The 17,363-nt window shown below is 63.7% G+C and carries 19 protein-coding genes and 1 tRNA gene; 10 read left to right on the plus strand and 10 right to left on the minus strand.

The window, feature by feature from the left end:
• Positions 1-234 precede the first annotated feature (234 nt).
• The 3 genes from ACE3TY_RS14495 to ACE3TY_RS14505 are packed head-to-tail and all read left to right on the plus strand — an operon-like array spanning position 235 to position 2,565.
• Positions 235-1,095: a pyruvate, water dikinase regulatory protein gene (locus ACE3TY_RS14495; RefSeq protein WP_374654153.1), complete on the plus strand. Its 861-nt coding sequence runs from the start codon at positions 235-237 to the stop codon at positions 1,093-1,095.
• Between the two features lie 7 nt (positions 1,096-1,102).
• A complete protein-coding gene (locus ACE3TY_RS14500) occupies positions 1,103-1,702 on the plus strand; it encodes a nucleoside triphosphate pyrophosphatase (protein WP_374654155.1) in 600 nt (199 codons plus the stop codon).
• Positions 1,699-2,565: a shikimate dehydrogenase gene (locus ACE3TY_RS14505; protein WP_374654157.1), complete on the plus strand. Its 867-nt coding sequence runs from the start codon at positions 1,699-1,701 to the stop codon at positions 2,563-2,565. Before ACE3TY_RS14500 ends, ACE3TY_RS14505 begins: the two co-directional genes overlap by 4 nt.
• Positions 2,566-2,582: 17 nt before the next feature.
• Here the strand turns inward: ACE3TY_RS14505 and ACE3TY_RS14510 are convergent, their stop codons facing one another.
• Entirely contained in the window at positions 2,583-3,170 is a 588-nt protein-coding gene (locus ACE3TY_RS14510; protein WP_374654159.1) for a TetR/AcrR family transcriptional regulator, read from the minus strand.
• Between the two features lie 130 nt (positions 3,171-3,300).
• Between ACE3TY_RS14510 and ACE3TY_RS14515 the strand changes: the two genes are divergently transcribed.
• Positions 3,301-4,020, plus strand: a complete 720-nt coding sequence (locus tag ACE3TY_RS14515) for an MBL fold metallo-hydrolase (protein ID WP_374654161.1) — start codon at positions 3,301-3,303, stop codon at positions 4,018-4,020.
• A gap of 57 nt (positions 4,021-4,077) precedes the next feature.
• On the opposite strand, the gene ACE3TY_RS14520 is transcribed toward ACE3TY_RS14515, so the two are convergent.
• Positions 4,078-4,881 carry a hypothetical protein gene (locus ACE3TY_RS14520; protein WP_374654163.1) on the minus strand — a complete coding sequence of 268 codons (804 nt, stop codon included), beginning with the start codon at positions 4,879-4,881 and terminating at the stop codon, positions 4,078-4,080.
• Positions 4,882-5,094: 213 nt separating this feature from the next.
• On the opposite strand from ACE3TY_RS14520, the gene lepA reads away from it, so the two are divergent.
• Positions 5,095-6,894 (plus strand): translation elongation factor 4, encoded by a 1,800-nt coding sequence (gene lepA / locus ACE3TY_RS14525; protein ID WP_374654165.1) that lies wholly within the window; start codon positions 5,095-5,097, stop codon positions 6,892-6,894.
• A 12-nt stretch (positions 6,895-6,906) separates the two neighbouring features.
• On the opposite strand, the gene ACE3TY_RS14530 is transcribed toward lepA, so the two are convergent.
• The gene (locus ACE3TY_RS14530; protein ID WP_374654167.1) at positions 6,907-7,206 is read right to left on the minus strand and encodes a hypothetical protein; all 300 of its coding nucleotides are present in this window, start codon (positions 7,204-7,206) and stop codon (positions 6,907-6,909) included.
• A gap of 196 nt (positions 7,207-7,402) precedes the next feature.
• Here ACE3TY_RS14530 and ACE3TY_RS14535 point away from each other — a divergent pair.
• Both ACE3TY_RS14535 and ACE3TY_RS14540 read left to right on the plus strand, forming a co-directional pair.
• Positions 7,403-7,492: transfer RNA gene (locus tag ACE3TY_RS14535), tRNA-Ser, on the plus strand.
• 182 nt (positions 7,493-7,674) lie between these two features.
• Positions 7,675-7,875 carry a GIY-YIG nuclease family protein gene (locus ACE3TY_RS14540; protein WP_374654169.1) on the plus strand — a complete coding sequence of 67 codons (201 nt, stop codon included), beginning with the start codon at positions 7,675-7,677 and terminating at the stop codon, positions 7,873-7,875.
• A 99-nt stretch (positions 7,876-7,974) separates the two neighbouring features.
• On the opposite strand, the gene ACE3TY_RS14545 is transcribed toward ACE3TY_RS14540, so the two are convergent.
• Positions 7,975-9,027, minus strand: coding sequence for a Fic family protein (locus ACE3TY_RS14545; RefSeq protein WP_374654171.1), 1,053 nt, complete (start codon positions 9,025-9,027; stop codon positions 7,975-7,977).
• Between the two features lie 242 nt (positions 9,028-9,269).
• On the opposite strand from ACE3TY_RS14545, the gene ACE3TY_RS14550 reads away from it, so the two are divergent.
• Together ACE3TY_RS14550 and ACE3TY_RS14555 are read left to right on the plus strand one after the other, a co-directional pair.
• Positions 9,270-9,836: a T4SS efffector SepA family protein gene (locus ACE3TY_RS14550; RefSeq protein ID WP_374654173.1), complete on the plus strand. Its 567-nt coding sequence runs from the start codon at positions 9,270-9,272 to the stop codon at positions 9,834-9,836.
• Between the two features lie 125 nt (positions 9,837-9,961).
• Positions 9,962-10,264 carry a helix-turn-helix domain-containing protein gene (locus ACE3TY_RS14555; RefSeq protein ID WP_374654175.1) on the plus strand — a complete coding sequence of 101 codons (303 nt, stop codon included), beginning with the start codon at positions 9,962-9,964 and terminating at the stop codon, positions 10,262-10,264.
• Positions 10,265-10,463: 199 nt separating this feature from the next.
• Here the strand turns inward: ACE3TY_RS14555 and ACE3TY_RS14560 are convergent, their stop codons facing one another.
• Positions 10,464-11,099, minus strand: a complete 636-nt coding sequence (locus ACE3TY_RS14560) for a hypothetical protein (RefSeq protein WP_374654177.1) — start codon at positions 11,097-11,099, stop codon at positions 10,464-10,466.
• A complete protein-coding gene (locus ACE3TY_RS14565; RefSeq protein WP_374654179.1) occupies positions 11,089-11,646 on the minus strand; it encodes a DUF2239 family protein in 558 nt (185 codons plus the stop codon). The genes ACE3TY_RS14560 and ACE3TY_RS14565 overlap by 11 nt, the downstream gene beginning before the upstream one ends.
• Positions 11,647-11,974: 328 nt before the next feature.
• Here ACE3TY_RS14565 and msrB point away from each other — a divergent pair, with 328 nt between their 5' ends.
• The gene (gene msrB / locus ACE3TY_RS14570; RefSeq protein ID WP_374654181.1) at positions 11,975-12,400 is read left to right on the plus strand and encodes a peptide-methionine (R)-S-oxide reductase MsrB; all 426 of its coding nucleotides are present in this window, start codon (positions 11,975-11,977) and stop codon (positions 12,398-12,400) included.
• Here msrB and ACE3TY_RS14575 read toward each other — a convergent pair.
• From ACE3TY_RS14575 to ACE3TY_RS14590, 4 genes are all read right to left on the minus strand, one after another.
• Positions 12,397-13,368 (minus strand): endonuclease/exonuclease/phosphatase family protein, encoded by a 972-nt coding sequence (locus tag ACE3TY_RS14575; protein WP_374654183.1) that lies wholly within the window; start codon positions 13,366-13,368, stop codon positions 12,397-12,399. The two genes, msrB and ACE3TY_RS14575, sit on opposite strands and share 4 nt — an antisense overlap.
• Positions 13,369-13,526: 158 nt before the next feature.
• Entirely contained in the window at positions 13,527-14,540 is a 1,014-nt protein-coding gene (locus tag ACE3TY_RS14580; protein ID WP_374654185.1) for a cytochrome d ubiquinol oxidase subunit II, read from the minus strand.
• Positions 14,541-14,545: 5 nt separating this feature from the next.
• A complete protein-coding gene (locus tag ACE3TY_RS14585) occupies positions 14,546-15,913 on the minus strand; it encodes a cytochrome ubiquinol oxidase subunit I (RefSeq protein WP_374654187.1) in 1,368 nt (455 codons plus the stop codon).
• A 132-nt stretch (positions 15,914-16,045) separates the two neighbouring features.
• Positions 16,046-17,302: an adenylate/guanylate cyclase domain-containing protein gene (locus tag ACE3TY_RS14590; RefSeq protein ID WP_374654189.1), complete on the minus strand. Its 1,257-nt coding sequence runs from the start codon at positions 17,300-17,302 to the stop codon at positions 16,046-16,048.
• Positions 17,303-17,363: the final 61 nt, after the last annotated feature.

Raw genomic sequence — 17,363 nt, forward strand, 5'->3', positions numbered from 1 at the left:
CAGCGTGAATCCTGTGGATGACTTTTCGACCCTTGTCCCATCCACCTTATCCCCGGGATTCGACCGATTCCCGGGGCGCTCTTGTCAGGCGGGAAAAGGGGTGCCATGAAAAGATAACAAAGTGGGTGGATTGGACCGGGCCGGTTTATCCACAGCCTCCGGGGCGGTTATCAACGGATCGGCTGTGGATTGCACGGCTCCGCTTCGTCGCTCTTCTTGCTAAAGGCCCGAGGCATGCCAGAAACCAATCCGGCGCGACAATTGCACATCCACCTTGTCTCCGATGCGACCGGCGAAACGCTGAACAGCATTACCCGTGCCTGCCTGGTACAGTTCGAACGCGCGCATCCGATCGAACATCATTGGACCCTCATCCGCACCATCGGCCAGATGGACAAGGTGCTGGCCGGGATCGAGGCGCATCCGGGCCTGGTGCTCTTCACCGTGGTCAACGACCGGCTGCGTCAGCATCTCCTCAACGGATGCCGGGCGCTGGGCGTCAAGGTCGTCTCGGTGCTCGATCCGATCATCGGCGCTCTTACCGATCATTTCGGCCAGGCCGCGCGCGGACAGTCCGGCCGGCAGCATGCGCTCGATGCCGAATATTTCGACCGCATCGCGGCGATGGATTTCGCCCTCACCCACGATGACGGGCAGTCGGCCAGGAATTACGAGGATGCCGATGTCATCCTGCTGGGCGTCAGCCGCTCCTCCAAGACGCCGACCTGCATCTATCTCGCCAATCGCGGCATCAAGGCCGCGAACGTGCCGCTGGTGCCGGGCTGTCCGCTGCCGCCCGAACTCTTCCAGGCGAGGAAGCCGCTCATCGTCGGTCTCACCAAGGATGTGACTTCGCTGGTGCAGATCCGGCGCAACCGCATGGCGATGATCGCCAAGGACGAGGAATCCGACTATGTCGATCCGCAATCCGTGCGCGAGGAAGTGGCGCAGGCGAGGAGACTCTGTTCCGAACATGGCTGGCAGATGATCGACGTGACGCGCCGCTCGATCGAGGAAACCGCCGCCACCATCATCCAGATGCTCAGCGAACATCGCGACCGGACGATGGATGCGGGGGCGGAAGCCGAGGCCTGAGGGACTCATGACGCGGCCGCTCATTCTTGCATCCGGCAGCGCCGTGCGGGCCAGGATGCTGCGCGATGCCGGCGTGACGCTTGAAATCGTCAAGCCCCGGATCGACGAGGATGAAGTGAAGGCCAGCTGCCGCGCCGAGGGCGCCGACGCGGTCGAGACGGCGATCGCGCTGGCCCAGATGAAGGCGCTGGCCGTGAGCCGCCGCGTGTCCGGCCGCTATGTCCTGGGCGCCGACCAGATGCTGGAATGCGAGAATGTCTGGTTCGACAAGCCGGCGGATCCGGCCGCCGCCCGTACCCAGCTCCAGGCCCTGCGCGGCCGCTCGCATCATCTCATCAGTGCCGCCGTGCTGGCCAGGGATGGGCAGCGCATCTGGCATCATGTCGACCGCGCCGAGCTTGCCATGCGCGATTTCAGCGACGCATTCCTCGACACCTATCTGGCCGGGGTCGGCGACGATGTCACCGGCTCGGTCGGCGCCTATCATCTGGAAGGATTGGGCGCCCAGCTGATGACCCGCGTGCGCGGCGACTATTTCACCGTGCTGGGCCTGCCCCTGCTGCCCGTCTTGGCGATCCTGCGCACCCATGGCATGTTGCCGGCATGACGGACCTCAGCACGCATACGGGGATCAGCACGCATACGGGCAAGACCCTGGTCGCCGGCGTTTTCGGCTGGCCGGTCAACCATTCGCGCTCGCCCCGCCTCCATGGCTATTGGCTGGCGAAATATGGCATCGACGGCGCCTATCTCCCCTTCTCGACCCGGCCGGAAAACCTGGTCGAGGCCATCCGCGCCTTGCCCAAGCTCGGCTTCAAGGGCGGCAACGTCACCCTGCCGCACAAGGAACGGGCGCTCGATGCGGTCGATGCGTTAAGCGATGTGGCGCGGCGGATCGGTGCGGTGAACACGCTCATCGTCCAGGAAGATGGCAGCATCCTTGGGCACAATACTGACGGCTATGGCTTCCTCGAACATCTCAAGGCGAGCGCGCCGCGCTGGCGCGCCGAGGGCACGGCCGTGGTGCTGGGCGCCGGCGGTGCCGCGCGCGGCATCATCGTGGCGCTGCAGGATGCCGGTGTTGCCAGGATCGTCCTCACCAACCGCACGGCGGCGCGCGCCGAAAATCTCGCGCGCGATCTCGGCGGCAGTATCGAACTGGTCGGCTGGGAGACCCGCGCGGAAATCCTCAAGGACGCAGGCCTCCTTATCAACACCACGCAACTGGGCCAGGCCGGGCAGCCGGCGCTCGATATCGATCTGAAGCACCTGCCGCGCGAAGCCGTGGTCGACGATATCGTCTATGTGCCGCTCGAAACCAACCTCCTCGCGCAAGCCCGCATGCGCGGCAATCCGGTGGTCGACGGCATCGGCATGCTCCTCCACCAGGCCCGCCCCGGCTTCAAGGCGTGGTTCGGGCACGAGCCCGACGTGGATGCGGGCTTGCGGGCATTCGTGTTGGCTGGGTAATACCGCGCCTCTAACGGTCATCCACCGAAGATCGCGCCGGCCAGGCTCTCGATGGCCGCCGTGTCGCTGAGGCCGCTCTCCAGCGCCAATGATCGCCAGGTGAAGAAGCTTAAGCTGAGATGCAGCAGTGGCATCTGCTTTGCGCTGAGGCCTTCGCTCAATGATTCCTGAATGGCCGATATGCCGGGCGCGATGCGGATCGCCACGATCTCGCGCGTCAGCGGATGGCATTCGGCATCGCGCAGCACTGCGGCCGTGAGGCCCGCATTACGCCGGTACCAACCGTAAAGCGCCTGCAATCCCGTGCGGAACCGCGCGGCCGGTTCTTCGATTGTACGCCAGCCTTGCGCGTCCGGCAGTGGGTCGCGCGCCAGCGCCTCGCCCGAGCAGGCGAGGTAGAGGCTGAGTTCGGTGGGAAAATGCGCATAGAGCGTGTGTCGCTGCACGTCGGCGCGTTCGGCAACCATGCTGATCGTGGTCCGCGCCGGGCCGACCGCGCCATGGAGCTCGATGGCGGCCTCGACGATGCGCTGGCGGGTCAGCGAGGCCTGCGCGGCGCGGCGGTTCTGGCGATAGGGGCGCTTCCTGGGCGTGGGCTTTGACATATTTCGATGCACAATGATGTTTATTGAATATTGACTCCAGGCCTTATTTTAAATACACAGTCACGTGCATTCAATTCAAATCGCGCCGCGCCGGGGATGTATGCGGGCGCCAGCGACCGGGAAATCCGCCATGGAAACAAAGATTTACGAAATCGCCGCCGGCATCTATCGCCTCTCCACCCATGTGGCCGAAATCGCACCGCCGGCCGGCTTCACCTTCAACCAGTTCTTCATCCTGGGTGACGAGCCGCTGCTGTTCCATACCGGTCCCCGGCGCATGTTCCCGCTGGTCCGGGCGGCGGTTGCCAAACTGATGAAGCCCGAGGATCTGCGCTGGATTACCTTCGGCCATGTCGAGGCCGATGAATGCGGCGCCATGAACGACTGGCTGGCCCTGGCGCCACGCGCTCAAGTCGCGCATGGCAAGACCGGCTGCTTCGTCTCCTTGAACGATCTCGCCGACCGGCCCCCGCGCATGCTGGACGATGGCGAGGTCATCGATATCGGTGGCAGCAAGCGCCTGCGCTATCTCGATACGCCACATGTGCCGCATGGCTGGGAAGCCGGCCTGCTCTATGAAGAGACGAGCGGCACGCTGCTCTGCGGCGACCTCTTCACACAGCTTGGCGACCGCGCGGCCCTGGTGAGCGACGACATCGTCGGCCCCGCGATCGCGGCCGAGGACATGTTCAAATATTCAAGCCTCAACCCCGATATGGGTGCCACCATCCGGCGCCTCGCCGATCTCAAGCCGCGCAAACTCGCGCTGATGCACGGGCCGAGTTTCGAGGGCGACGGTGCGGCGGCCCTAGTGGCACTGGCTGCGGATTACGACCGGCGTGTTTCCTGACAGGCCCCACCCCCACCCCGGCCCTCCCCCTGAAGGGAGAGGGATTCTCACAGCCGCCTAGAACCGCCCGTCGAAATTCATCAGTTCGCCATTGACCCAGCCTTGGCCGGTGGCGATGGCGCCCTTGCGGTTGAGGACGACGCCCGCATATTCGGGCCGCGATTTCTGCGCCCGCAGATGTGAGAGGATGAAGAGGTCGCGCCATGCATCGGGCACGGCGCCGCGCCAGAGCGTGGCGTTGCGCCAGCAATCCTTGAAGCCGGCATGGGCGGTGGGTGTGGCGGCGAGGCGATCGCAGATGGCGCCTACGGCCTTTTCCGCATTGCCGGCCGCGGCGACGAAGCCCTGCACCTGGGCCAGGGCGACGCCCTTGAGGCCGCCATTCTGTGTGACGAGATCGAAGAACCAGCAGAAATCGCGCTTGGCGTGCGGGGCGGTGCCGCGCGAAGCGGCCCAGCCGGTCGCGAGACGGTCGGCGGTCCGCGCCACGCGCGTCGAGGCTTGCATCTGCTGCGCCACCATGGGGGCGGAAACGAGGAGGGCCACCAGCTCCGCCTTCACCTCAGGCTTCAGCCGCGCGCCATTCTGCCAGCCGCGCACGATGGCGAGGCCCGCCGTCTTGGTGCCGGTGCAGGCGCGCCAGAAATCGGCGCCGAAGCGCGGCATCGCGGCCCTGACCGCCGGCTCGCCCGCCGCCTGGACCAAGGGCTGCAGCGAGGAGGAGCCGATATTCCATTGCAGCACGCCGCAGGAAATGCCCATCCCGTCGAAATCGCCGGTGACACCGCCCCAGGGATTGCCCGCCGTCTCGAAATCGCCGGTCGTTTCCAGGGCTGTCGCCAGCCAGGCTTCATTGACCATCTCTCGCCTCCGGGGTGCGCCTTGTTGCCAAAATGATTTGTGGAGAGGGCCGGGAAATCTACCCCCGCTTGCAGGCCGCGACAATGCAGCCTGGCCGGCGCCTTGGCTCGGATGCTCTAACGGGTTGATCCAATTATAACTTTCGCCGGTTGATTATACCCCTGGCCACCCCTATCTTGCGCCGCGACAGAACTCCCTCACATTCGTGGCCAAATGACCGATCTCGCGCATATCCGCAATTTTTCCATCGTCGCCCATATCGATCACGGCAAATCGACCCTCGCCGACCGGCTGATCCAGGCCTGCGGGGGCTTGACCGACCGCGAGATGACCGAACAGGTGCTCGACAATATGGAGATCGAGAAGGAGCGCGGCATCACAATCAAGGCGCAGACCGTGCGCCTGATGTACAAGGCCGACAATGGCGAGACCTATCAGCTCAATCTCATGGACACGCCCGGCCATGTCGACTTCGCCTATGAAGTCTCGCGCTGCCTTGCCGCCTGCGAAGGCTCGCTGCTGGTGGTGGATGCGTCCCAGGGTGTCGAGGCGCAGACGCTGGCCAATGTCTATCAGGCGATCGACCATCACCACGAGATCGTGCCGGTCCTCAACAAGGTCGATTTGCCGGCGGCCGAACCGGAGCGCATCCGCCAGCAGATCGAGGACGTGATCGGCATCGACGCCTCGGAAGCGGTCGAGATTTCGGCGAAGACCGGCCTCAACATCAAAGGTGTCCTGGAAGCCATCGTCACCAAATTGCCGGCCCCCAAGGGCGACCGAAACGCGCCCTTGAAAGCCATGCTGATCGACAGCTGGTACGACCCCTATCTCGGCGTCGTCATTCTGCTGCGCGTCATCGACGGCGTGGTGAAGGTGAAGACCCTGGCCCGCATGATGGCGGCCGATGCCGTCTATGAAATCGACCGCGTCGGCTGCTTCACGCCCAAGCAAACCTTGACCGGCGAACTGGGCCCTGGCGAAGTCGGCTTCATCACCGCCGGCATCAAGGCGGTGGCCGATTGCCGCATCGGCGACACGATCACCGACGATAAGAAGCCTTGCGCCGAAGCCCTGACCGGCTTCAAGCCGTCGGTGCCGGTCGTCTTCTGCGGCCTCTTCCCGATCGACGCCGCCGATTTCGAAACCCTGCGCGACAGCATGGGGCGGCTGCGCCTCAATGATGCCAGTTTTCAATATGAGATGGAGACGTCGGCTGCGTTGGGCTTCGGCTTCCGCTGCGGCTTCCTCGGGCTCCTGCATCTCGAAATCATCCAGGAACGGCTGGAGCGCGAATTCAATCTCGACCTCATCACCACGGCACCCTCCGTCGTCTACAAGATCCACATGCAGAATGGCGATCTCATCGAGCTTCACAACCCGGCCGATTTCCCGGACGTGGTGAAGATCGAGAAGATCGAGGAACCGTGGATCAAGGCCACCATCATGGTGCCCGACGAATATCTCGGCGCCATCCTGAAACTGTGCCAGGAACGGCGCGGACTGCAGGTCGATCTCACCTACGCCGGCAGCCGCGCCATGGTGGTCTATCGCCTGCCCTTGAACGAAGTCGTGTTCGATTTCTACGACCGTCTGAAGTCGATCAGCCGCGGTTACGCCAGCTTCGACTATCATCTCGACGGTTACGAGGAGAGCGACCTGGTAAAGCTCAACATCCTGGTCAATAACGATCCCGTCGATGCGCTCTCCTGCATCGTGCACAAATCCCAGGCCGAAAGCCGCGGCCGCGTGCTCTGTGAGAAGTTGAAGGATCTCATCCCGCGCCAGCTCTTCAAGATCGCCATCCAGGCGGCGATCGGCGCCAAGGTCATCGCCCGCGAGACCGTCTCGGCCCTGCGCAAGGACGTCACCGCGAAATGTTACGGCGGCGATATCAGTCGCAAAAGGAAGCTCCTCGACAAGCAGAAAGAGGGCAAGAAGAAGATGCGCCAATACGGCAATGTCGAGATTCCGCAATCGGCCTTCATCGCCGCGCTCAAGATTCACGAATAGCCGCGCCACTTATTAAGGGGCGGCATCGTCCTTCCTGCCGGAAAAGAACAGGATGGCGCCCAGCACCAGCAGATGCGCCCACAGCGGCAGCATCAGCAAGGGCAGCAGGATGCGCTGCCACAGGATCAGCGAAATGTTGTCCTCGACGAAGTCTTTGACGGCGTTGAGGCTCGACGGCCAGATGACCGACCACAGATAGCCCGCGGCCATGCCGTTCCAGTTCCTGGCGACCAGTGTCTCCAGCAGGTCGAGCACCGCCAGCAGCAAGGCGGCGGCAAGGATGGCGAGGGCCGTGACGCGAAGTCCGTTCATGGGTTCCGATATTGCCAAAACCCGCACCCGGGGTCGAGCCGGGAAGCGGCGGAAATGTCGCTCCCGGCTCATTATTTCCAATAGGAATCAATCTACTTGCCGGTTCCGGGCGATCCGCACTTGCAAGCAAACGGCCCGCCCGCTAGGTTCCCGCCCGCATCAGCCACATGCACGCAAGGCCCCGCCTGCGTCAGCCGGAGAGATGGCCGAGTGGCTTAAGGCACACGCTTGGAAAGCGTGCATAGGGTAAAACCTATCGTGGGTTCGAATCCCACTCTCTCCGCCACCCTGCGCCCTATCGGGTTTCGGGTGGCGCAGCCACCTGGAGCCCGATAGGGCGCAGGGTGATCTCCCGAAGCTGCGTTAGCAGCATAGGGAGGCAGGCTCAGGATAGAACCCCCCCCTCGATTTACTGCTGAACTATTGCCACACTGAACGCCCAATGCGCGCGGTGATATGGTATCGGCCATGTGGTACGTCTATTTCCTTCAGCTTAGTAACGGCGACATCTATGTCGGCTCGACCAATGACCTGAAGCGCCGTTTTGCTTCGCATCAGGCAGGACAAGTCTTGTCGACAAGGGTCCATCTGCCGGTTCAACTTAAATCCTACAATGAGTTCCTGGTTTTGGCCGATGCCATAAAGACAGTTTTAGAGATTGCCCCATAACACTTTGCGGTGCATGCAGATGCGGCCGCAATGGGTGACCATGACCTCTGTCCGGCCCGGGCACTCGGACTGAGGCTAGAGTGGGGCGGGCCCTGTCTATCAGGCAAGACGATACCACGCTCCCCGGCCGGCCCCGTGCAAGGACAGATGGCGTTGCTCGACCAGCGCCTTCAGATGGTCCTTGACGGTGTTGCGGCTGGCGCCGCTGACCCTTGCAGCCTCGGCCACCGTGACCCGGCCATGTTCGCGCGCCAGTTCGAGGATCAGCACCGACAGCTCCGGCAGCGCGGCGAGCATGACCCGCTCGCGCTCCATTTTCTTCTCCAGACGCTGTTTCTGACTCTGCAAGGCCCGCAGGAAGAACTCTGCCCAAGGGTTCCAGTCCGGCGCCCCCATCCGCATCGTCCCCTGCGTCCGCCGAAGCGATAGGTAATAGCCTTCCTTGTTCTGTTCGATCACGCTCTCCAGCGAACTGTAGGGCACATAGGCATAGCCCGCCCGGAGCAGCATCAGCGTGGTCAGGATGCGTGACAGCCGGCCGTTGCCGTCCTGAAAGGGGTGAATCTCCAGGAACGCCACCACGAAGACCGCGATGGCCAGGAGCGGGTGAAGAGATCTGTCCTTCTCCGTTCCGGCCATCCATTCGACCAGCTCGGCCATGCGGCGGGGCGTGTCGAAGGGCGTGGCTGTCTCGATCACCACGCCGAGACTCTTGCCGTTCTCGTCGAAGGCCTCGACATGGTTGGGAAGCGTCTTGTACGAGCCGCGATGCCGTTCATCCTTGATCGAATGCGCCAGCAGGTCACGGTGGAGCTGGCGGATGTGGTTCTCCGTCAGCGGGATCGCGTCGCAGGCGTTGAAGACCGTCTCCATTACCTCGGCATACCCGGCGACCTCCTGCTCGTCGCGCGTGACGAATGCGCCGATCCGGATATTGGCCAGCAGCTTCTCGACCTCCCGGTCGCTCAGCCTTGCGCCCTCGATGCGGGTCGAGGAGCCGATGCTCTCGATGGTGGCAACGCGGCGCAGCCCCGACAGGCGCTCCGGCGCGATCCGGCCGATCGCCCGCCAGGCACCCTTGAACTCGTCCATCTCGGCGATCATCGACAGGATTTCGGGCGTGATGCGGAGCGTCGCGGTATTGAGCGCCATGCTATTGATCCATCCATTTACATCCAATTAGCATGATGCCGCGACCGCCATTTGTCCATCTGTTTACACCCAATTATCGCTGACTGTGCGGTGTCGCCAGAGAAAGCGGCCGGAAGGGGCCTGAGTTACTTTAGCTTCCTGCCGTCAATCGGGCATCACACATAGAGAATATGTAACATATTCCATTGACAATCCGATATGGAATATGTAACATATTGTTCGTCAAATCGACGGAGGAGCACATGATGCCCGTAGTCAGGATCAACGACGCCACCTTTGCGGACCTGAAGTCCATCGCGGCCTGGTTCGGCACCAAGACCCCCAGCGAGACCATCGATCGCGTCGTACGAGAGGCGATGGAGCAACTTGGCATGGAGCGGGACGACGAGCCGGCGGAGGTAGCGACCACGACGAACGATGGTGTGATGCAGTTCGAGAGCGCGCCGGGGCTTGCCTTCACAAAGCCGCTGGCCGCCTCGATCAATGGCAAGGCGCTCCATAGCCCGCGCTGGTCGGCTATCCTGCTGACGATGATCGCGCAGGTGAAGTCCAAGGGGTTCGAGGGCGAAAAACTGGTCCGTGAACTAGCGATTCCGGCCAAGGTGGAGCAGTACGAGGAAGAAGGGTTCAAGTACTACTCCAACCTCGGAATTTCCGTGCAGGGGCAGTCGGCGTCGGACTGTTGGAAAGAAGTAGACCGGCTCGCCAAGAATTGGCGCATTCCGGTCTCGGTGGAGTTCCGTTGGCGGCAGAACCCGAAGGCGCGGCATCCCGGCCGTACCGGCGTACTGCGCTCGGGAAATGCGTAGAGCTGACGCGACACGCCGCTCGGTTGCGGCAAGGGCGCCGCAGACGATCTATCGGCGGAAGGTAAGCGCCAGATGGCGCAGATTGTGGCCGGCATTAAGGCCGATTGGCGAAAGTGAGGTTTGACATGGCAAAGGCACGTAGCATCGAGGCGGATCTGATTCAGTCGCTGACTGAGGCCGCCGCTTTTGTGAAGGGCGTCCGGAAGGGCTTCCGCGTTCATGTGCTCAGCCCCGACGACGTGCGCTTGATCCGAGCGACCACGAAAAAGAGCCAGGCCGAGTTTTCCGCCTCCTACCGCATCCCCCTGCGCACCTTGCAGAAGTGGGAACGGGGCGAAACCAAGCCCGCCGGCACGGCCGCCGCCCTGCTCCAGGTTATCAGGAGTAATCCGCGCGTGGTCGAAAAGGCCCTCGAGGAAGTCGCCTAGCCGCCTCTAAATCCATCTACTTTAGAACGGGCGCCATCGATCGCCGCGGTCGTTAGGCGCAGCGGCAGGCCTGCTATAAACCCCATGTCGGCACCAGCGCGGAGTAACTCGATGGGCCTACGGAAGAACTGCTTATCAAGCATCCACGGCGCCTTCAAATTGGCGAGTGTTGGGGATGCTGGCTGCGGTAGCGGCGGGGTCAGGTGATCTCGGTGATGCGGGTGCCGGAATCGATGACGAGGTTGAGCCCGGCCGGCAGGGATTTCGTGGCAAGCTCGGCGATCTCGGCCAACAGCGCATCGTCGCGATCGAGGATGAGATAGATCAGGCGCAGCGCGGTTGCATCATCGTCGGCAGCCAATTGCTTCCGCGCCGCGAGAAGCCGCGTGCAGAGCTTCGTCGGAAATGTCGGTGGCAACTTATCGGGCGACAACTTGTCGGGCGACAACTTATCGGGCGATTTGAGCCGGATCGTCTTCACTTCGCAAAGGACGCGCCGTGTGCCGCGCCGCGCGCTGAGGTCGGGTGACTTTGCCAGCATGGAGCGCCGCGCGAAGGCGATCTCCGTGCAGCCGAGCTGGTCGAGATATCGAAACGCGCGCGCTTCATGCAGCAGGTCGCGCATCTGCGGCCAGCCGCGCGCCGGCTGGCGCCGGTCGATCTGGCCGATGATATTGCCCTTGAGCACAAGCCAGGCCTCGTCCGGCAGATGCGCCAGCGCGCATTCGGCCGCATCGCGTTCCACGGCGACGGTCTCGATATGCTTCCACCATGCCTTGCGGTGCCTCGGTCCGATGGCGGCGAGGAGATCGGCCAGCCGCGGCTCAAACGCCATAGGCCATCTTCAGCGCATGGCCGTTTATATCGCGTGGCCAACCGTCGATATGGCGCGCGAACGTGGCGCGGTCGTCGGCATAGAGCGCGCGGATCGCATCCTCGAAATGCGGCAGGTTGCCGGCCATGGCCGACATGAAATGATAGGCCGCATCCAGTGCGGCGCGCCGGCTGGCCTTGCCGCCGTCGCGCTTGCGGGCTTCCTCGACCAGCTTGCGCAGGGTGACGGAGGCACCGCCCGGCTGGGCCGCCAGCCAATCCCATTGCCGGGGCAGCAATGTCACCTCGCGGGGCACGACGCCGAGCTTGGGCCGCCCGCGCCCGCGCGGCTCGGCCTCGGCGGTCGCGCCATAGCGTGCCGCCACCTCCGCCGTGCTGCCGCGCGTGTCGAGGTCGATCGCGTGGCCGGTGGTGTCGTCATAAATCAGGATCGATCCCGACGCCCCGGCTGTTTCCGCTGCCTTCACGGCCATGGCGACTGCCGCCAGCTGGCCCGATGCGAGGCGCGTCGTGCCGGCAAAGGCGGTGTAGGTCGGACTGGAATTCATGATGGCTCCTCCCGAGACGGTAATTATTACCCGGGTGAATTTTGCTCGTCAATATTATCCGGGTAAAAATAATGAAGACGCCGGCAAAGCCGCTTTCTTCGCCAGTCTCCACCGAGCCCCCCGGACTGTGACCCGCATCACAGACGCCTTGCCGGTCGGCGGATATGGTCTGTCCCATGAAGCGGGGTCACCCAACCGTCCCCATCCCCGCTCCATATCGCGGGCGCCCGGTGCCATCCCCACCAGGCGCCCGCAACAGTTTCGGGGCTGTTCGCCCGCGCTTGCTTTCGCCCCCCGCCCGGCCCATTTAGGTCCGATGGAGGATCCCATGCAGGACAAAGCCGGCGCCGAGAAGAATTTTCCCGTGACCCGCACCGAAGCCGAATGGCGGGCACGCCTCAGCCCGGAGCAATATCACGTCATGCGCGGCCACGGCACCGAACGGCCGGGTTCCTGCGCGCTCAATTACGAGAAGCGGCACGGCACGTTCACCTGCGCCGGCTGCGACCGGCCGCTCTTCATTTCCGGCACCAAGTTCGAAAGCGGCACCGGCTGGCCCAGCTTCAACGATCCCGTCCCCGGCTCGGTCGAAACCACGACCGACCGCAGCCATTTCATGGTCCGCACCGAAGTGCATTGCGCGACCTGCGGCAGCCATCTCGGCCACGTCTTCGACGACGGCCCGCCGCCCACCCACCAGCGCTATTGCATCAACGGCGTCGCCATGAATTTCGCGGCCGATGAAGAAGCCTAGAAGCTGATCTCCGCCATCGTCGCGCGGTGATCCGACGGCCAGGGGGTGACGACGATATCGGCTTCCGGCGCCTTCTCGCCGACGATGCCGGCTTTCAGCACCTTGAGATTTTGCGCACGCGCGAAGGCGAAATCGATGCGGTCGTGATGATCCTCGGGGTCGGTAGGTTCCGATGTTGGCGTCCAGGTGTAAGCGGGCTTTGCCACCGGGTCCGGGAAGGCCGCGCGGAACGTGTCGGTGAAGCCGGCTTCCTCGATCGCCGCCGTCGTCGGGAATCGCACGGGCACCGGATTGTGTCCGGCCTTCACCGTCTCCGCCGTCCAGTCATGGAACGATGGCTCGTTGAAATCGCCGAAGATGAAGGCGGCATCGGCGCCGTCGGCCGCCTTCAGGTCCTCGAACAGCAGCTTGAGAGCCGGCCCCCGCGTATCGGCCGCGAACGTCACCGCCTCGGCCTCGGTCTTGATGAAGGGGAAGGCGCCGTACTCGATGCCCAGCAGCTGATAGGGTTGATAGGGCGAATCGTCGAGATGGATGTTGAAGGCCCAGACCTTGCGCCCGCCGACATCGATCGGCACGCCCAGATCGTTGGGCGTCGCCGGCCCGATCGGATAGCGGCTGATGATTGCGTTGGCCCACAGCGCGTCATTGACCTTGGCCTGATCGTAATAATGATAGCCCAGCGCATCGGCGATGGCCTTGGCGACGCTGGTCCCGGCCGGCGGGCAGACATCGGCCGTGCAGGGGTCCGCCTCCAGCCGCGTTTCCTGGATGCCGACGATATCGGCACCCGCCGCCTTGATCGCCGCCACGGTCTCGTCAACCGGTTTCTGCTCGTTGCCGCCGCCGCCCCACACATTGAAGCTCATGATCGTGAGCGTGGTTTCGGCCCAAGCTGGTTCAACCAAGACCGGCGCATGGACCAGGCCGATACCGGCCAGAATGGGCAGCAGGCGGATAAGGCGCATTTCGTTCCCCCGACATGTTCGTTGCGGATCTGATTGAATGAACGGTCAATCAATAGCAGAGCAATGTTGCAATTCTTGGTCGCTCCACGCCGCTTTGTCCAGGAGGGGAAAGTTAATGCGCCTTCCATGCTGCGCAACAAATGAAAGGGATCAGGCGCTTAGTCGTAGCCCAGCGGCGTCGCCTTGCCGCGGAAGACATGATAGCTCAGCGCCGAATAGGCCAGGATCGCCGGCAGCACGACGAGCGCTCCCCACAGGATGACGAGCAGGCTTTCGGGCGCCGCCGCCGCCTGGAACAGGGTGAGCCGGTCGGGCACGACATAGGGATAGAAGGAATAGGCAAGGCCCGTGAAGGCCAGGGCGAACAGGCCGGTCACCGCGATGAAGGGCAGGCGGCACCAGCGGTCGCCGCTGTCCGGCAGGTTCCGGAGCAGGATGGCGAGTGCCGTGAAGATGACGGCCGCGCCGACCGGGAGCGGCGCCAGCAGCAGGATGGTGGGCCCGCCGAACCATTTTTCGAAGATGCGCGGACTGACCGAGGGCGAGGCGATGGAGATGGCCGCCATGCCGATCGCGGCGAAGATCAGGGCCCGCGACGCCCAGGCAACGGCGCGGCGCTGCAGCGTCCCATCCGTCTTGATGATGAGCCAGCAGGCCCCGACCAGCATATAGCCCGCCACCAGACAGATGGCGGTGAGCAGGCCGAAGGCCAGGGTGGCCGGCGTCTGCTCCAGCCCCATCACATAGACGCCCAGCATATAGCCCTGGGTGAGGGAAGCGGTCAGCGACCCGGCGATGAAGATGCGGCTCCAGCGGCGCTTCGCGGCGCCTTCCGCCTTGGCGCGGAACTCGAAGGCGACGCCACGCAGGATGAGGCCGACCAGCATCAAGGCGACCGGCAGATAGAGTGTGGAAAGGATGATGCCGTGCGCGATGGGAAAGGCCACCAGCAGCAGGCCCACCGCCAGTACCAGCCAGGTTTCGTTCGCATCCCAGAACGGGCCGATGGCGGCCATCATGCGGTCCTGCTCGACCTCGCTGCCCAGCACGAACAGCATGCCGATGCCGAGGTCGAACCCATCGAGCACGACATAGATCAGGATGGAAAGGCCCATCAGCCCGGCAAAGGCGAGCGGCAGCCAGACGGTGGGATCGCCGAAAAGATCGAGCATGCTTCTCACTCCGCCGCGGCGAACGTGCCGGCTTCGAGCGGTTTCCCGGCGCTGGGCTTCTGCCCCTTCGCGGCCCTCTGGGCCAGGCGCGTGACGACACCGATATAGGCGACGATCAGCGCCGCATAGACGATGAGATAGAGCGTGAGGCTGAGGCCGATCATCGGTGCCGGCACGCCGCTCGCGGCATCTTCCGTGCGCAGGATGCCGGCCACCAGATATGGCTGGCGGCCGATCTCCGTCACGTACCAGCCGGCCAGCGTCGCCACCCAGCCGGAAAAGGTCATGCCGATGAACACGCGCTGCAGCAGGCGCGGCATCTCGCCCCTGCGCCACAGATAGTAGCTGCCGGCCCAGGAGACGGCCAGCATCAGCAGGCCCAGCCCCACCATGATGCGGAAGGCGAAGAAGAGCGGCGCCACCGGCGGGTGTTCGCCGGCATAATCGTTGAGCCCCGGCACCACGCCCGCCGGCGAATGGCGCAGGATCAGGCTGGCACCGCCGGGAATGCCGACCTCGAAACGGTTCTCGCGCAGGGCCTCGTCGGGCCAGGCGAACAGCAGCAGCGGCACGTTGCCCCCGGTCCGCCAGTTGCCTTCCATCGCCGCCACTTTCTGCGGCTGGTGCTCCAGCGTGTTGAGGCCGTGAAAATCGCCGGCCGCGATCTGCAGCGGTATGAGGATGGCGGCAAGATAGGTGCCCGTCTTCAACGCCGCCTTGAGATCGTCCGAGCGTTCGCCCCAGAACCAGCGCAGCGCGGAGACGCCGGCCACCAGGAAGGCGGCGGTCAAGCCCGATGCCAGCAGCATATGGACCAGGCGATAGGAAAAGCTCGGGTTGAAGATGATGGCCAGCCAATCGTCGGCATGGACGATGCCTTCCCTCATCACATAGCCTGCCGGCGTCTGCATCCAGGAATTCAGCGCCAGGATCCAGAAGGCCGACAGGGTGGTGCCGAAGGCCACCAGGAAGGTGGCGGTGCTGTGCACCCAGTTGGGCACGCGCTTGAAGCCGAACAGCATGATGCCGAGGAAGACGGCTTCGAGGAAAAAGGCCGTCAGCACTTCGTAGGCGAGCAGCGGCCCCGCCACATTGCCGACCTTCTCCATATAGCCCGGCCAGTTGGTGCCGAACTGAAAGCTCATGGTGATGCCGGAAACGACGCCCATGGCAAAGCTCAGCGCGAAGATTTTGACCCAGAAGCGATAGGCCAGCCACCAGCGCATGTCGCCTGGAACCTTCGCCTGCAGATCGTCATGGCGCAGCTTGAAGTAAAACAGCACCCAGCCCAGCGCGATGGTGATGCTGGGAAAGAGGATATGGAACGAAATATTGGCGGCGAACTGCAGCCGCGCGAACAGGACGGCATCCATGATTCTCGTCTCCGGCAACCGCGTGAGGGGCAGCCGCGTGAGGCGGCGCCACAAAATCTGGAATCACTCTAATCGGCGGATTCGGCAAAACCCACCTGGCATTTGGCCGCATGCGACGCAAACGCCCACATGTCAATCCGGGCTATCCGGGATCGCGAATAAATCGACGGGAGCCGACACGCCGCGCACCGAATGCGCACCCAGATAACGCATGCCGACATTTGCCGGTTCCGCAAACTCAGCCGAGGCGAGAATCGGAATTCCCATGAGTTTAGTCAGGTCTTGAATGCGGCTCGCCTGGTTCACCGCCCGCCCGATCACCGTGAAATCAAGGCGCGTGCCGGTGCCGATATTGCCGAATGCCACTTCGCCGAAATGCAGGCCCACGCCGAAATCAATCGGTGGCCTCCCCTCGACAGCCAGGGCCGTGTTGAGTGCCTTCAGGTTCGCGCGCGATTGCAGCGCCGCCCGGTAGGCATTGCCGCAGACGACGCCGCGCTCCAGCCAGTTCGTGATCGGAAAGACGGCGAGCAGCCCGTCGCCCATGAATTTCAGGATCTGCCCGTCATGCGCGGCGATCGCTTCGCCCAGCGTGTCGAAATAGCGGTTGAGCAGCTCGACCGTGGCGATCTCGCCCAGCGCCTCGCTCAGCTGCGTGAAACCGCGCAGATCCGCGACCAGAATTGCGGCAGCGATCGGTTCGACGGCGCCGCGCTCGATCTGACCGCCATAGACGCGCCGGCCCGCGATCTTGCCGACATAGGCGTCGAGCAGGTCCAGCGCGATGATGCGCAAGGCCGCGCGTTCGACGATGGGCGTCATCGTCCAGGCGACGCGGCGCAGCAATCCCATTCCTTCATCATCGCCGCCGAGCGCGCCGAAGCCACCGGGCCGCTTCGTGGCGAAGGACATGGTGCTGGTGCGGCTGGTGTCCTGGATGGGCAGCGGAAAAAGGCAATAATCGGTGATGCCTTGCGCCGAAAGATCCTGGACCAGCGGCATGTCCGGCACCGCCTCGCCAGCGCGCCAGCGCCAGGGGCGGTTGGTCTGGTCCGTCACATAGACGGCACTGCGCAGATAATCGTCGAAACCGACAAGGTCGGCGCGTGCCAGATCGCGTTGCGAAATCCGCCCTTCGTGCCAGTACATCGACCCGCCGGACAGTTCCGGATGCAGTACCTCCATACCCAGCGAGATGCGTGCGAACGGCCCGATCCAATCGTCCAGGCGGTCGCAGAAACCGGCAAAGACATCGACCATCGGCAAGGCACCCAGATTATTGTCCGGCGCCCCGTCCCCACGCTTGCCCGTATCGCCCAACGCCGCCTCCAGCAGCCAGGCGACAAGGCGCCCGAATCCTTCCATGTCGTTGGCGGGGATGGTTGTCATGAGGGGAAAGGATAAAGTGGTGCGGAGCTTGCTGCAAACACCCCCTCTCCCTAACCTTCCC

Source organism: Dongia sp. (assembly GCF_041918875.1).
GTDB lineage: Bacteria > Pseudomonadota > Alphaproteobacteria > Dongiales > Dongiaceae > Dongia.